This is a genomic window from Acinetobacter sp. TY1 (assembly GCF_048551395.1).
Taxonomy (GTDB): Bacteria; Pseudomonadota; Gammaproteobacteria; order Pseudomonadales; family Moraxellaceae; genus Acinetobacter.
Genome location: NZ_JBLYZK010000004.1, coordinates 60985 through 77310 on the forward strand (window position 1 = coordinate 60985; position 16326 = coordinate 77310).

A 16326-nucleotide genomic window follows, 5' to 3' on the forward strand; every position below is an offset into this window, starting at 1 on the left:
TTTACTTATACAATTCAGTAAAAGAACCGTGTTCTATTTAAACAATATTGTAACCAATAATTTAATTGTGGGAATTTTCGATGCCAACCGCTCAGAAACTTACGTTAGCAGTACTCATTAATGCTGCTCTTATTTCTTCAGTATACGCAAGTGAACAAAGTGAAGCTAAGGGCTTTTTAGAAGATGCTTCTGGTTCTGTTTTACTACGTACTGGCTTTATCGACCGTGATAAGAAAAATGGTGTAGAAGATACTCGCTCTACAGCTCAATCTGCAATTTTCAAATTAGAATCTGGCTATACTCAAGGTATTGTTGGCTTTGGTGTGGGTGCTGTAGGTGATGGTTCTTTCAAAATAGGTAAGAACAATCATGCTGGCAACCAAATGATTCCTCTACACAATGACGGTGCAAAAGATGCAAATGGTCATGTAGACGCATACGATCATTGGACTCGTGGTGGCGCAAGTGTTAAAGCTCGTATTTCAAATACAGAAGTTCGTTACGGTACTCAAGTTTTAGATTTGCCTGTACTTGCGAGCAATACCGGCCGTATGGTTCCTGAATACTTTGAAGGTGTGCTTGCAACAAGCCGTGAAATTAAAGGTTTAGAATTAACTGCGGGTAAATTTACTAAAAACCAGATGTCCGATCAAATCAATACAGATTCTGATGTGAATGGCAATGGACTCGATAGTGCTATTGTTTGGGGTGCCAAATACAAATTTGATGACCAATTCAACGCATCTTATTATGGTTTAGATTCTAAAAATGCTTTAGAACGTCACTATGTTAATGCCAACTATAAATATCCATTGGCAAATAAAAGCTCTTTCACTGTAGATTTCAGTGGTTATCACACTGAATGGGATAAACAAGCTTTAACTTACTCATCCCCTCTTGGCGATAAAGATGTAGATGGTCGTAGCAATAATATTTGGGCACTTTCAGGTACTTATAACCAGGATGCACACACTGTAATGTTGGCTTACCAGCAAAATACAGGCAATACTGGTTATGACTATGGTCAAAATGCCGATGGCTTCCAAAGTATCTATCTACCAAATTCTTACTTATCTGATTTTATTGGTAATCATGAAAAGTCGGTTCAAGTACAGTACAACTTAGACCTAGGTAGTTATGGTGTTCCAGGGCTAAATTGGACGACTGCATATGTCTATGGCTGGGATATTAAAGTTGCAAATAATCCAGAAGAAGGTAAAGAACGCGAATTCTTTAACCAAGTAAAATATACCGTTCAATCTGGTTTTGCTAAAGATGCTAGCTTACGCTTACGTAACTCAATCTACCGCGCAAATAATGCTTATGACGGCGCATATATTGGTGATACCAATGAATGGCGTATCTTCTTAGATATTCCTGTGAAATTATTCTAATTCACACGATATTTAAGTCATAAAAAAACCTGCATCATCGGATGCAGGTTTTTTTATTCAATATTTGAATCATATAAATCAACAAAATTATTTGTTTGCTTCTTTATACGCTTCAATTGAATCTAATACTTCTTGCTTTGCAACATCAGCACCAGACCAACCACTTAATTTAACCCATTTGCCTGGCTCTAGATCTTTATAGTGAGCAAAGAAGTGTTCAACTTGTTTGATCAATAGTTCAGGAAGATCTGTATATTCTTGAACATTTTTATAAAGCGGTGTTAATTTGTCATGCGGAACTGCGATCAATTTCGCATCTACACCACCATCATCTTCCATGTTCAATTTACCAACAGGACGACAACGAATCACTGAACCTGGTTCAACTGGGTATGGTGTTACAACAAGTACGTCGAGTGGATCACCATCCAAAGACAATGTATTTGGTACATAACCATAGTTCGCTGGATAGAACATTGCAGTACCCATGAAGCGGTCTACAAACAATGCATCAGAATCTTTGTCAATTTCGTATTTAATTGGCGCTGCATTTGCAGGAATTTCAATGATTACGTAGATGTCATTCGGTGCATCTTTGCCCGCTGGGATATTGCTATAGCTCATAGAATTGCTCTTTAACTGAGGTGTTATTTAAAAATCTGGACGATTATAACGCTTTATGTCATTTGAAGAAATAAATTGAATACAGTCTGTATTTAGATTGTAAAATCAAATGATACGGATCACAGTAATCATCAAAATAATAGGACATGCCATCGACAAAAACCAAATGATCGAGCGTAATGTTGCTAGATTCAATAAATAGCAAATACCATAAATAATACGTAAGACAATATACGCGATACCAAGTTTCATAATGATGACTTGTGGCACCACCATATATTCAGCCATCAATACAGCAGCAATAAATAAGGGTAAGCTTTCAAAAGAATTTTGCTGTACTGCATTGGCACGTGCTGCTAAACCTGTCGTCTTGGCTAAAAAATCACGTGGATTTTGATTGTCACGGGGTTTAAAACCACCTGTAACTTTGGCAAGAATGGTAAAAACATAAGGCAATAAACAGGCAATTAAAATTAGATATATGATGCCATCTATCCCGGACATGGGTTTATTCTCGTAAAGTCTGAATACAAACCATCATAGCATGTCATTACTGCTATAATTTTGTCTAAGTTTAGAGATTTGCAAAATTGTGTAGTGAGGGCAGCATCGTGCAACCAGATCAAAATGAACTGCTTGAGGTTTTAGATAAGCAACGTCAACAACAAACTGAAATTGATCGTATTTTAAAAGTTGTATTGCCCATTTTAGCATTCTTGTTGTGTGTAATTTGTGCCAACTACAATTGGCAATCTACGCTTGGCACACTGCTCGTATTAGTCGTAGCATTTTGGGCGGTTGGTATTAAGAGAATGAATTTATATCTTTGGCTTGCCATTATTGCGGTATATTGCCTCATTGATATCTATTTCAGCTATGGAACAATTCAGCCAACTGCATTGGGTCGTCAAATGGGAACCATGCTGACCTTTACAGGCATTGTCGGTTTGAGTCGCCCTTATATTGATGGTTGGTTTATTCGTTCCAAAAACAATCAGCTTAAATAATCATGCATACTTCAATTTTACGATTTAAAACAATACTTTAACACATAAAAAAGCACCCTATAGGGTGCTTTTTATTTTTATGAAATTACTTACGTAAATCTTTACGTAGAATTTTACCTACGTTTGATTTTGGTAATTCATCCATAAATTCCACATAACGTGGGCGTTTATAACCCGTTAGATTTTCTTTTGCAAAAGCAAGAACTTCTTCTGTTGTTAATGATGGATCTTTTTTAACAACGAACAGCTTTGGAATTTCACCCGATTTTTCATCAGGTACGCCAATTGCTGCAACTTCCAACACTTTAGGATGAGTTGCAATCACCTCTTCAATTTCAGAAGGATAAACGTTAAAGCCTGAAACCAAAATCATGTCTTTTTTACGATCAACAATTTTGAAGTAACCACGTTCATTCATGATCCCGATATCACCAGTACGGAAATAACCATCTGCAGTCATCACTTTCTCAGTTTCATCTGGGCGGTTCCAATAACCTTTCATGACCTGAGGACCACGAATCGAGATTTCACCTTGCTCACCTTGTGGTAGATGGTTGCCATCATCATCCAAAATTGCCATATCTGTTAATGGAATTGGAACACCAATCGTGCCACTAAATTCTGTCGTTGCAGGTGGATTTGCTGATGCAACAGGAGAAGTTTCAGATAAACCATAACCTTCGATAATGATCGTACCTGTCACTTTTTTCCATTCAGCAGCAGTCGATGGCAATACAGCCATACCGCCACCCATCGCCATTTTCAAACGACTAAAATCAAGCTGACGGAATTCTTCGTTATGTACAAGTGCATTAAATAATGTATTTACAGCAGGGAAGAAACCTGGTTGATATTTACGTAATTCTTTAATCACCGCAGGTAAATCACGTGGATTCGGAATCAAGATATTCGCTTGACCTTTATACATGCCGTACAGTGCACAAACCATAAATGCAAAAATATGATACAGCGGTAAAGCACAGAAGATACGGTCATCTTTCGCACCATCACCTTGCCCAAATTTACTTTGGAAAATACCGTCACACTGCAACAGATTGGCAACCAAGTTGCGATGTGTCAGTTCCGCACCTTTAGACACACCTGTCGTACCACCTGTATATTGGAGTACAGCAGTATCACTCAATGTCATATTTGGACGTTTGTAGTTATCAGCACTAACTTTCGCAAGTGCCGCATTAAACTTGATATGCCCTGGAATATTCCAAGCAGGAATTTGTTTACGAACATTACGTAAAACAAAATTAACCAATGTACCTTTTAATGTGCCAAGCATATCGCCAACTGAAGCAACAACCACATGCTTCACTGGTGTTTTGCCATGGATCGCTTGATATACGGTAGCAAAGTTTTCAATAATCACTAAGGCTTCAGCACCAGAGTCATTTAACTGATGCTCAAGCTCACGTGTAGTGTACAGCGGGTTAACATTAACCAAAACCAAACCTGCACGGAAGACCGCCAATGCAACTATTGGATACTGCAATACGTTCGGCATCATCACAGCAACACGGCTGCCTTTTGCTAAACCAAGGCTCTGAAGATAGGCTGCAAATTTACGGCTTGCAACTTCAAGTTCACTGAATGACAACGCTTTATCCATAAAGATAAAAGCGTCACGTGAGCCAAACTTTTGGAAATTACGCTCAAAAATATCAATAAGTGAGGTATTTTCCGGCGGCAATTCTACTGTCTCTGGAATCCCAGTTTTTTGGTATTCAGTGAACCATATCTTTTCCATAATGCCCTATTCTCCAATCTCTAATCCTTGGTTTTAAAATGTTTTTCTCAATATTAAGCATGCTTTTTAACTTTCTTTTGCTCAATATTGCATCCATCTGCTCGAATACTCACATATATAACGTATTTCAAGCTATGGATGCCACTATTATCTTTGAATGAGCAGTTTATTTGCTTTCTGATATCCTCGTGGTAAGAGCAAACCTTTACTTGCTCTTTTTCCGATATATTTTTGTAAATCATCACCTTTCAGTTTTAATTGCTGTTGTCCCGCAACCACATGAATCATTTCATTTAAATTCAATACCGCTACAGATAAGACTTGGTCACTCGCTTCAAGTTGTATCAACTTATTCCCTTTTCCTTTATTTAAAACAGGTAAGTCAGCAAGATCAACCAACAGCAAACGCCCTGCTGTACTTAAAATCGCAAGATGTGTTCCATCCTTAATAACCTCTAAGGGGAATGCTTTCGCATCATCTGCAACTGTAAGGAAAGATTTACCTGCTTTAGCATTAGTATCTAATTGTTTTGCTTGTGTTTTAAATCCATAACCACTAGAACTTAATGCAACGATTTCACTATCATCTTCTTCAACTAAGGTTTGAATAAAACCCACACCATTTGCAGGTGAAAGTTTTGAACTCAGCGGTTCACCTAAACCTCGTGCAGATGGCAAACTGCTAATTGAAAGCGCATAACTACGTCCTGTTTCATCCAATACATAAACTTTCTGATTGGACTTCCCTTGAGCAGAACTCAAATACTGATCGCCTGCACGGAAATTCAATTTTCCAACATCAATATCATGACCTTTAGCACAACGGATCCAACCAGCTTCTGAAAGTATCACTGTCACGGCTTCCGCAGGCATTAAATCTTGTTCACTCATTGCAGATGCTTCTGCACGTTGCACAATTGGAGAGCGGCGATCATCACCAAATTTTTTCGCATCATCTTTAAGTTCATCAATAATCAATGCTTTTAAAGATTCAGGATTTGCCAACTGCTCCCTAATAATCGCTGCGCGAGCTTCAAGTTCTTCTTGTTCACGGCGCATTTCCATTTCTTCAAGTTTTGCCAAATGACGCAACTTCAATTCTAAAATGGCTTCCGCTTGAATTTCATCAATATTAAAACGTGACATCAACTCAGGTTTTGGCTGATCTTCTTCACGAATAATACGAATCACTTCATCAATATTTAAAAAGGCAATAATTAAACCACCCAAAATATGCAGGCGTTTTTCAATTTTATTCAAATGATATTGCAAACGACGTGTGACCGTAGTCTTACGGATTTCAATCCATTCCAATAAAATTCGGCGGATCGATTTTACTTGTGGACGACCATCAGCACCAATCATGTTCATATTGACACGATAGCTTGATTCTAAATCTGTCGTTGCAAATAAGTGGCTCATCACTGACTCTGCATCAATACGATTAGAGCGTAAAACAATAACCAAACGTGTTGGATTTTGATGATCCGATTCATCACGTAAGTCACTTACTAATGGTAACTTTTTGGCTTGCATCTGATCGGCAATTTGTGTGATGACTTTTGAACCTGACACTTGATATGGCAGTTCACTAATAATAATTTCGTTTTTTTCGATGGTATAAATGGCACGTGTGCGATAACTACCTCGCCCTGTAATCTGAATTTTAAGCAATTCAGCAGGTAGTGTAATAATTTCTGCGCGGGTTGGTAAATCAGGTGCAGGGATATATTCTGCGACTTGTTCATCGGTCAAATGTGGCTTACGAATCAGCGCAATTGTTCCTTTGACCACCTCACGTAAATTATGCGGAGGAATATCGGTTGCCATTCCCACCGCAATACCCGTTGTACCATTGAGTAGGATATTCGGTACACGTGCAGGCAAATTGACAGGTTCTTTCATTGAACCATCAAAATTGTCCTGCCAATCTACTGTGCCTTGTCCAAGTTCAGTCAGTAATAAATCGCTATATGCCGACAATTTCGCTTCGGTATAACGCATTGCTGCAAATGATTTTGGATCGTCAGGAGAACCCCAGTTGCCTTGTCCTTCAATAAATGGATAACGATAACTAAACGGCTGTGCCATCAGTACCATAGCTTCATAACATGCAGAATCACCATGTGGATGGTATTTACCCAATACATCACCAACAGTACGTGCAGATTTTTTTGGCTTACCACTTGGTTTAAGTCCAAGCTCACTCATTGCAAAAACAATACGGCGCTGAACAGGTTTCAGACCATCACTGATATGTGGCAATGCACGGTCCATAATCACGTACATGGCATAATTGAGATAAGCTTGTTCGGTAAATTCTGCTACGGAGCGATTTTCTGTCGCTTGATGCGTAAGGATTGTCATAACAACCTTTAATCCTAAATAAATGCGTTCTAAATGTGTTTATGTATCTATGTTCTTATGCTAAATCGCAGGGTCTAATGAAACAAGGGGAAGTCTGTTCCATAACGACAATTTATGACACTCTATGTCCCTACTGAGGTAAAATTATCCACTTTCAGTCAAATGATCAAGCCTTATAAACTGATTTATCAGATTCTCTTGTAATAGATGTATTCTTTATAAATTCAAGCTAAGCCAAAACATTCAATAAAATGGACATGAATACACCCTTTAAGTCCAGACAAGCTACAGATCAGTAAAATAAACCTACACGTAAACACATCAATCGCCGAGAATTCAAACACTTCTAAGGGTTCATTTTTTATAAAAATCAGGCAAAATATTACAAATTTTTTAACGGACACAAAAGTGGCTGAAGAAGCAACCAAACTCAGTGAAGTGGCACAAGACACTTCACAGCTCATCCATTCTGCAGGTGAAAAAACTGCGCAATCGGTGATTGAACATACTGCAAAATATAATGATGCTTACTCGACCATTGATAAATTTGTTGACGGCTTTTGGGAACGTGTACCGTATCTTTGCATCGGTTTAACCGTTATTATTATTTTTTGGTTACTGTCAAAACTGTTCAAATTTTTTGTCCGTAAAACGTTAGAAAATAAATCATATACGCGTCAAAACTTAGTTCTAGTACTCAACCGTGTCGGTAGTACTGCAATCATGTTCTTTGGCTTCCTCATTGCGATGGTTATTGCTATTCCTGGCTTTACCCCTGCTCAGCTCATGAGTGCACTGGGGATTGGTTCGGTTGCGATCGGTTTTGCATTTAAAGATATTTTTCAAAATTTACTGTCTGGTATTCTTATTTTATTGAGTGAACCATTCAAAATTGGTGATGATATTATTGTGTCTGGCATGGAAGGTACGGTCGAAGATATTCAAATTCGTGCGACATTTCTACGTTCTCCAGATGGTCGTCGTATTGTTATTCCAAATGCTACTGTCTATACCAGCCCTGTTACAGTTAATACAGCTTATCAGCGTCGCCGTTGTGAGTTTGTTGTGGGTATTGGTTATGAAGATGATGTACAAACTGCTAAAGATCTTATTTTGCAACAGCTTGATCGTGATCAAAAAATCTTGAGTCAACCAGGTTTTACCGTGAATGTTACTGCGCTTGCAGACTTCTCAGTAAACTTAACCGTTCGTTGGTGGGTCAATACCACTGAAACCACAACATCTGCATCAATCAGTGAAATTCAAGAACACATTTTAAAAGCTTTTGCTGAAAACAATATTTCAATTCCTTATCCTGTACAGGAAGTGAAAGTTTATCGTGGTGATCCATCTGTTGATGATACTGAGTCAGGTCGTGCTAAACAGTCGAGCTAAATAAACGACCAAGTACATAAGAAATTGCAGTTTCAGTGCGCAAAATACGGTTGCCTAGGCTTACAGCTTGGCAACCGTTTTTTATGAGTAAATCAACCTCATACGGAATAAAGCCACCTTCAGGACCAATCAATACAATACACGGATGTTCGATTGCAGAGGGCATTTTTAGTGTCGTATATGGATGTGCAACATAGGCAGGACAATGTTCATTTATTAATATTGGTAGCACATCTTCAGTAAAAGGTTTAAATCGTTTATAAATTTCAACTTGCGGTGCAATCGTATCACCCGCCTGTTCTAAACCAAGCATTATATAGTGTTCAATTTGCTGTAAAAATGGTGTTTGCCAATAGCTTTTATCGACCCGATAACTATGGATCAGAATGAGTTTTTCCACACCCATCGTCACTGCATCCATCATTAAACGGCGCAACACTTTCGGGCGAGGCATCGCAACGACCAAAGTCACAGGCAGTTTTTCAGGCACACTTTCTTCTTGTAAGGATTTTACCCGAATACTATGTTCGGTTATTTCGACGATTTCTGTGAGATAGCGCTTCCCCTCACGAATGCCGACCTTCAAAGTATCTCCAACTTGGACATTGACATGGGTTTTTAAATGTTCAAGTTGGCGACTTGCTGTGATATTCCAAAGGTCAGATTCGGTTTGACGAGGGTCTAAAAGGACGATGTTCATAATTTTGATAAGAACCGATCAATCACTGCAATATGCTTCTGCAAAGAACCCTTATTCTGATTTAACACTTCAATCGCATGCTGGCTCAATTGCGTTGCAAAATCCTGATCCTCTACACAACGCACCAATAACTGCACAACATCATGTTCAGACTGACCAATGGCAACAGCATTCGCCTGTAAAAACTCATCAACAATCGCTTGAAAATTAAAATAATTCGGACCAATCACCGTCGGTACATTCAAAACCATCGGCTCCAAAATATTATGACCGCCACCCGGTTCATTGAGTGAACCACCAACAAAACTGGCTTGACTGAGTGCATACCACAACCACATTTCGCCCATACTATCTGCTAAATATACTTGTGTATCTAATTGAATAGACTGATTTAAGCTACGGCGTTGCGTATTTAAATTTAAACTTTGTGCAACCTTAAAAACCTCATCAAAACGTTCAGGATGACGAGGAACAACTATGACTAAGCAATCAGAATGCTGTTCTAAATAAGGTTTCAGTCCATTGAGTAATTTTTCTTCTTCAGGTGCATGTGTACTTGCAAGGGTAATGATTTTACGTCTTGCTAAATTCCAATCGTGTTTTAACTGCTGTGCTTTTTCAATAAAAACTTCAGGTGTGGAAATATCAAATTTAATACTGCCCACAACTTCACTTTTTGAAGCCTCTAAACCCAATTCGATAAAGCGTTGCTGTGTCGCTACATCTTGTGCAAGTAACACATCAAAATTTTGCAACATGGGACGAGTTAAACTCGGCACTTTGCTATAGCCTTGTGCTGATTTTGCAGATAAGCGCGCATTGACCAAAATACAAGGCACTTCAAACTTATCAGCTTGATCAATCAGATTTGGCCACAACTCAGTTTCTACGAGAATAAGTAATATGGGTTGATATTTTTGATAAAAATCGGCAATTAAAGACTTCTGATCGGCAGGTAAATACACGGCTTGAAACAAAGCCTCATAAGGAGCTTTTAAAAATAGTGCTTTAGAACGAGCCTGACCTGTTTTAGTCGTATTAGTCACTAAAATGGGCTGACCCAATTTTAAATAATGTTCAATTAAAGGCTGTGCAGCATTGGTTTCCCCCACCGAAACACAGTGAAACCAAATTGCTTGCTTATTTTTGGCACTCTGAAATGGACCAAAACGCTCAAGACATTCCTGTTGATATGCCTCTACATTTTGTGCACGCTGTTTTATTTTCCACTTATATAGTGGTTTTACCATCGCCAAAGCAGCGTTATACCAAAAAGGAGTAGCCAAATAATAATCTCAAACTAATCAAAACTGCACGAATATAGCAGAGCCTCATCGGCTTGTTAACCAATGAAGCTTAAGGAAATGTGTTTATTTTTAAGCGTTCGGTTCTAATGCTTCAAGTTCTGCCAAAGTTGGATAATCCACATAGCCTTCAGCAACATCCGTCCCGATCATATTGTCGAAAATTAATTCATTCAATGGCGCATCTTCAACTAAACGCTCATACAAATCAGGATTAGAAATATAGTCTTTACCAAATGACACCGCTTCTGCCTTGCCCGAAGCCAATAAATCAATCGCATCTTCACGACTTAACTTCATATTGGCAATGTATGGCACACCATTCGATCGCTGTTTCAAATAACCACTAATACTGCCTTCGTCCAAATGCTCACGAGTAAAGAAGAATGCAATTTTGCGCTTACCCAATTCTTCGAGTGCATAACCAAATGTTTCACGTGGATTCTCATCACCCATGTCATGCTCATCACCACGCGGCGCAAGATGCACGCCCACACGACCTGCGCCCCACACTTCAATCAAAGCATCAACGACTTCTAACAAGAAACGTGCACGATTTTCAACTGAACCACCATAGAGATCGGTACGTTGATTGGTTGAACTTTGTAGGAATTGGTCAATCAGATAACCATTGGCTGCGTGTAATTCAACACCATCAAAACCTGCTTGTTTGGCTTTGATTGCAGATTGTTTGTATTGTTCAACAATGGCTTGGATTTCTGAAATTTCCAATGGACGTGGCATAACATATTCACGTTTTGGACGCAATAAGCTGACATATCCCGCTTGTTGGACTGTACTTGCAGATACAGGTGTTTCACCATTTAAAAGATCAGGATGCGAAACACGACCGACATGCCAGAGTTGAGCAACGATTAAACCTTCTTTGTCATGTACCGCATTTGTAACCAACTTCCAACCTTCAACTTGTGCATCAGTGAAAAGCCCGGGAGTATTTAAATAACCATTAGCTTCTTCAGAAATCACCGTTGCTTCAGAAATGATTAAGCCTGCGCTTGCACGCTGGGCATAATACTCAGCCATCATTACAGTTGGAACACGTTCAGCTGTTGCACGACTACGTGTTAGAGGAGCCATGACCACTCGGTTTTTGAGTTTCAATTCGCCAAGGGTTAAAGGTGAGTTTAATTGAGCCATATTCGCCTCGTTACTCACTTTCCAATTTAAATTAGGAATTAAAGTGAGTTTTGTAGATAATCGATATACTGCTGAATCAAAGCTTCGTTTCGGGAAAAATACGACCACTGACCGTATTTTTCGGCTTGGATTAAATCTGCTTGCTGTAAAACAGACAAATGATTTGACATGGTCGATTGAGAGACATTACCGAGCTTTTCGATATTCCCTGCACACACACCACGATTAAAGCCACCACATTGCTCTTCAGACAAAAACTGCTCAGGGTTCTTCAACCATTCAAGAATCTGCCGACGAGTCGGATTTGCCAGCGCTTTAAAAATTAAATCTATATCCATCATATAAGGCACGTTTAATTGAGAGCTAAATATGAAACTGCAAAGCCTTGATCAACATCTTTACAAACACTATATCGCATTTTATCGATTTTAATATCGAATATTTTAGATATATTTGCAAAAAAATCTTAAGACTTTGCTTTTAAATTAAATTTATTTGAAAACTTATAAGCCTTGTTTCAAGCTTGCTTCAATAAATTTATCCAAATCACCATCCAACACCGCACCAGTATTTGAACTTTCAACACCAGTACGTAAGTCTTTAATACGTGAGTCATCTAAAACGTATGAACGAATTTGACTTCCCCAACCAATATCAGACTTGGTATCTTCAAGTGCCTTCGCAGCATCATTACGAATTTGCATTTCACGTTCGTACAGCTTTGCACGTAACTGTTTCCAAGCATGGTCACGGTTAGCGTGTTGTGAACGTTGGTTCTGACAAGCCACCACAATACCTGTTGGCGCATGCGTTAAACGTACAGCAGAATCGGTTTTGTTAATGTGCTGACCACCCGCACCCGATGCACGGTAAGTATCGGTACGAACATCCGCAGGGTTAATATCAATTTCGATATTATCATCAACTTCAGGTGAAACGAATACCGCTGAGAATGATGTATGACGGCGGTTTCCTGAGTCAAATGGCGATTTTCGTACCAAACGATGTACGCCAGATTCTGTACGTAACCAACCATAGGCATACTCACCATCTACACGAATAGTTGCCGATTTAAGTCCCGCAACATCGCCATCCGACTCTTCCATCACTTCAGCTTTAAAGCCATGACGTTCAATCCAACGTAAATACATACGAAGTAGCATAGATGCCCAATCTTGCGCCTCTGTACCACCTGAACCCGCTTGAATTTCCACATAACATGGGTTCGGATCCATTGGATTACTAAACATACGACGGAATTCAAGTTTCGCCAATTCAGCTTCACTTGCATCAAGTTCAGCCTGAACATCAGCCAATAAGCTTTCATCATCTGCTTCAACAGCAAGGTCAAGCAATGCTTGTGCATCTTCAAGTTGTGTAGACAAACCTTCTAAAACGTTTAACACGTTTTCAAGTTCGCCTTTTTCTTTTGCCATAGCTTGTGCACGACTTTGGTCATTCCAAATGCTCGGGTCTTCTAACTCACGGAGAACCTCTTCTAAACGCTCTTTCTTTAGATCGTAGTCAAAGATACCCCCGTAGTGTTTGACCACGGTCATTTAAGTCTTTTAGCTGTACTAGATAAGGATTAATTTCCACGAGTTTTCATCTCACATTTGACATCTTTTCATTTGCAGGCATTCTACCACAGAGCAGCTAAAGTTCAGAATCGTCATTTTTTAGTGTTTTATTGAATTAACATGTGTTTGTAAGATGAATTTATTTGCTTTCTATCAACACTAAAATGATGGTTTTTAGTAAAAATTATTCCCTAGATGCAATGAACTAAAATCACTATTTTATTACAAATTGTGTTTAAATTTGCATCATATAAAATCTTCTTCACAGTATCCACACAGTTTTAATAAAACAAAACATTATTTTTTATTTATATATTTCAATATTATATTTAATTAATTTACATAACTTTACTAATGTTTCAATTTTATTACCTGAGTTCTATTGACGGTATTTTTATTTCACCTAGACTAAATATGTAACAAAAAATGTATATCGAAATGGATCATTTTCAGAGGGCAATAACCATGAAAAAATTAGCAATCGCTTCAGCAGTCTTATCCGCGTTGGTCATGACTGGTACAGCAGCACATGCTTACCAAGCAGAAGTCGGTGGTTCATATACATACAATGACCCAGATGATTTTGACGCAACACATCAGTTCGGTGTAGATGGCACATATTATTTCAACCCAGTTCAAACACGTAATTCGCCACTCAATGAAGCAGCGTTCCTTGACCGTGCAAGTAATGTAAAAGCGAATGTCGATTATGCCAATAATGACGGCGTAAAAAATAGCCAATACGGTGCAGGTCTTGAATACTATGTTCCAAATTCTGATTTCTATGTGAGTGGTCGTGTAGGTCGTAATGAACAAGAAGTTAAAGATACACCTATAGATAACAAAGTAACCACTTATGGTGCTGAAGTTGGTTATCTACCAGCACCAGGTTTATTACTTGCGTTAGGTGTAACAGGCTATGACGTAAAAGATGGTGATGATGGTGCAGACCCAACAGTACGTGCTAAATACGTGACTAAAGTAGGTCAATATGACGCTAACTTTGAAGCATTTGGTGCATTTGGTGATCTTGATGAATACCGTGTTCGTGGTGATTTATACCTAGATAAAACTTTAAGTGTCGGTGCAGATTATTACAACAACGATTTATATGATCATGATGAGTTTGGTATTTCTGCTAAGAAATTCTTTAACCAAAATGTAAGCCTTGAAGGTCGTGTTGGTTTCGGTGATGACTACAACACTTATGGCGTTCGTGCAGGATACCGCTTCTAAGTTAAGGCATTACCCAACTTAAAGGTTCCAACCATTTAAATAGAAATAAAAAACCGCTATTCATAGCGGTTTTTTTATTATGAAATACGGTTAATTTTCAACATGTAACATACGTAATTGCAAATTTACTCGTCCATTAAATTCATTCTTATCGAGTTCATATACCACTCGGACTTTATTTTTTGTGGCATCGAATTGGAATTTATCTCGGGCATTAAATGCAATTGCATCAACAAATTGACCATTGTTCAAACCCAATTTTAACTTTAAATGAACCTCTTTAAGCCAACGATGCTCCAATAGTTCAAATTCGCCCTCAAATACTGGTGATGGAAATTTTTGCCCCCATGGCCCCAATTGCTCAATTAAATCAACTGTCTGTAATTGAATATCTTGTTCATGCAAAACTCCATCTGTCCATAATACTGCATCAAACAAGGCTTCATCGGACTGTGAAATTAAATCAGTAAATACTTGTTTAAACCGTTCAAAATTTTGCTTTTCAATAGTTAAACCTGCCGCTGCCGCATGTCCACCAAAAAAACTTACCATATGCGGATACTGTTCTGCCACTTGCTCAATGGCATCTCGAATATGAATACCTTCAATTGAACGTGCTGAACCTTTAATATGAATACCATCCTTATCGGCAGCAAAAACAATACTCGGACGATGGAACTGCTCTTTCAAACGCCCTGCGACAATCCCAATTACGCCTTGATGCCACTGTTCATCAAACATCACCAACGCTGCAGGTAAATTATCTTCATCCAAGTGTAAGGACTGCATTTCAGCAAGCGCTTCTTGTTTCATTTGTGATTCAACTTGACGGCGTTCAAGGTTTAAATCATTAAGCTGACGAGCGAAGGTATAAGCTGTTTGCATATCGTTGGCAAGTAAACATTCAATGCCGATGTCCATGGTTTCCATACGCCCTGCCGCATTGATGCGTGGTCCTAAAACAAAACCTAAATCAGAGGCTTTTAAACTCATCGGGTCACGACCTGCAATATCAAGCAGTGCGCTAATACCTGCACGACATTGATTTTGCTGAATGCGTTTTACGCCTGCATCAACCAAAATTCGATTGTTATAATCGAGACTTGCGACATCGGCATAAGTTCCTAACGCCACCAAGTCTAAATATTGTGCCATTTTCGCACTCGACTTGCCTGCTTGAGTACGTTGACTGCTCAAATTTGCAAGTAAATAAAAGGCAACACCAACACCTGCTAATGCCTTGCTTGGGAAATCACAACCGAGCTGATTTGGATTAACTACCGCTTCTGCATCAGGTATTTCCTTGGTTGTTAAATGGTGATCGGTAATAATCACTTTCACACCATACGACTGCGCCTGCTTCACACCTGCATGACTTGAAATACCGTTATCCACCGTAATCAAAAGATCAGGTTGAAAACGTTCAAATGCTAAATCTGCAATTTTTGGAGTCAAGCCATAACCGTATTTGAAACGGTCAGGCACTAAATATTCAACATTTGCACCCATTTCACGGAGTGCCAAAATCATCAGTGCAGTACTCGTAGCACCATCGGCATCATAATCGCCCACAATCACAATTTTGAGCTGTTGATCTATCGCATCATTCACGAGGTCAATAGCCCGCTGTAAACCTTTCATGGTCGGTGCAAGCAAATATTTGAGTTTTAAATCAAATTCTTTTTCTGACTGTACACCACGTCGTGCCAAAATTTCAGCCATAAAATCTGAAACATTGGAAAATTGTTTCGGATCACTCAAATAAGGTCTTTGCTGAATTTGCATATGAGATATAGCAACAG

The 16326-nt window shown here is 38.8% G+C and carries 14 protein-coding genes; 4 read left to right on the forward strand and 10 right to left on the reverse strand.

Features of this window, described 5'->3' with window-relative positions; genetic code table 11:
* Window positions 1–80: 80 nt before the first annotated feature.
* Complete coding sequence (locus ACK2M2_RS03875; RefSeq protein WP_419346174.1) at window positions 81–1394, forward strand: OprD family outer membrane porin; 1314 nt, start codon at window positions 81–83, stop codon at window positions 1392–1394.
* Window positions 1395–1481: 87 nt separating this feature from the next.
* Here ACK2M2_RS03875 and ppa read toward each other — a convergent pair whose 3' ends face one another.
* On the reverse strand, window positions 1482–2018 hold the full coding sequence (ppa, locus tag ACK2M2_RS03880) for an inorganic diphosphatase (RefSeq protein WP_086191770.1): 537 nt from the start codon (window positions 2016–2018) through the stop codon (window positions 1482–1484).
* Window positions 2019–2123: 105 nt separating this feature from the next.
* Window positions 2124–2522, reverse strand: coding sequence for an MAPEG family protein (locus tag ACK2M2_RS03885; protein ID WP_409510718.1), 399 nt, complete (start codon window positions 2520–2522; stop codon window positions 2124–2126).
* Window positions 2523–2629: 107 nt separating this feature from the next.
* Between ACK2M2_RS03885 and ACK2M2_RS03890 the strand changes: the two genes are divergently transcribed.
* On the forward strand, window positions 2630–3025 hold the full coding sequence (locus tag ACK2M2_RS03890) for a hypothetical protein (protein ID WP_409510717.1): 396 nt from the start codon (window positions 2630–2632) through the stop codon (window positions 3023–3025).
* Between the two features lie 85 nt (window positions 3026–3110).
* On the opposite strand, the gene ACK2M2_RS03895 is transcribed toward ACK2M2_RS03890, so the two are convergent.
* Both ACK2M2_RS03895 and parC read right to left on the reverse strand, forming a co-directional pair.
* Window positions 3111–4784, reverse strand: a complete 1674-nt coding sequence (locus ACK2M2_RS03895; protein WP_409510716.1) for an AMP-binding protein — start codon at window positions 4782–4784, stop codon at window positions 3111–3113.
* A gap of 147 nt (window positions 4785–4931) precedes the next feature.
* Window positions 4932–7151 (reverse strand): DNA topoisomerase IV subunit A, encoded by a 2220-nt coding sequence (gene parC, locus ACK2M2_RS03900; protein ID WP_419346175.1) that lies wholly within the window; start codon window positions 7149–7151, stop codon window positions 4932–4934.
* Between the two features lie 408 nt (window positions 7152–7559).
* On the opposite strand from parC, the gene ACK2M2_RS03905 reads away from it, so the two are divergent.
* On the forward strand, window positions 7560–8546 hold the full coding sequence (locus ACK2M2_RS03905; protein WP_419346176.1) for a mechanosensitive ion channel family protein: 987 nt from the start codon (window positions 7560–7562) through the stop codon (window positions 8544–8546).
* On the opposite strand, the gene ACK2M2_RS03910 is transcribed toward ACK2M2_RS03905, so the two are convergent.
* The 5 genes from ACK2M2_RS03910 to prfB all read right to left on the reverse strand — a co-directional run bounded on the left by ACK2M2_RS03910 (window position 8530) and on the right by prfB (window position 13307).
* A complete protein-coding gene (locus ACK2M2_RS03910; RefSeq protein WP_419346177.1) occupies window positions 8530–9246 on the reverse strand; it encodes a 16S rRNA (uracil(1498)-N(3))-methyltransferase in 717 nt (238 codons plus the stop codon). The genes ACK2M2_RS03905 and ACK2M2_RS03910 overlap by 17 nt on opposite strands.
* Window positions 9243–10532: a 3-deoxy-D-manno-octulosonic acid transferase gene (locus ACK2M2_RS03915; protein WP_419346178.1), complete on the reverse strand. Its 1290-nt coding sequence runs from the start codon at window positions 10530–10532 to the stop codon at window positions 9243–9245. Before ACK2M2_RS03915 ends, ACK2M2_RS03910 begins: the two co-directional genes overlap by 4 nt.
* A 90-nt stretch (window positions 10533–10622) precedes the next feature.
* Window positions 10623–11708, reverse strand: a complete 1086-nt coding sequence (locus ACK2M2_RS03920; protein WP_419346179.1) for an alkene reductase — start codon at window positions 11706–11708, stop codon at window positions 10623–10625.
* A gap of 38 nt (window positions 11709–11746) precedes the next feature.
* On the reverse strand, window positions 11747–12046 hold the full coding sequence (locus ACK2M2_RS03925) for an ArsR/SmtB family transcription factor (protein WP_409510759.1): 300 nt from the start codon (window positions 12044–12046) through the stop codon (window positions 11747–11749).
* 165 nt (window positions 12047–12211) lie between these two features.
* Window positions 12212–13307 (reverse strand): peptide chain release factor 2 gene (prfB, locus tag ACK2M2_RS03930; RefSeq protein WP_409510710.1). Its coding sequence is split into 2 segments (ribosomal slippage): window positions 12212–13234 and window positions 13236–13307, totalling 1095 coding nucleotides; the frame shifts between segments, so codons are not numbered across the junction.
* 446 nt (window positions 13308–13753) lie between these two features.
* On the opposite strand from prfB, the gene ACK2M2_RS03935 reads away from it, so the two are divergent.
* Window positions 13754–14524: a putative porin gene (locus ACK2M2_RS03935; RefSeq protein ID WP_409510709.1), complete on the forward strand. Its 771-nt coding sequence runs from the start codon at window positions 13754–13756 to the stop codon at window positions 14522–14524.
* 90 nt (window positions 14525–14614) lie between these two features.
* Here ACK2M2_RS03935 and recJ read toward each other — a convergent pair whose 3' ends face one another.
* On the reverse strand, window positions 14615–16309 hold the full coding sequence (gene recJ, locus ACK2M2_RS03940) for a single-stranded-DNA-specific exonuclease RecJ (protein ID WP_419346180.1): 1695 nt from the start codon (window positions 16307–16309) through the stop codon (window positions 14615–14617).
* Window positions 16310–16326 lie beyond the last annotated feature (17 nt).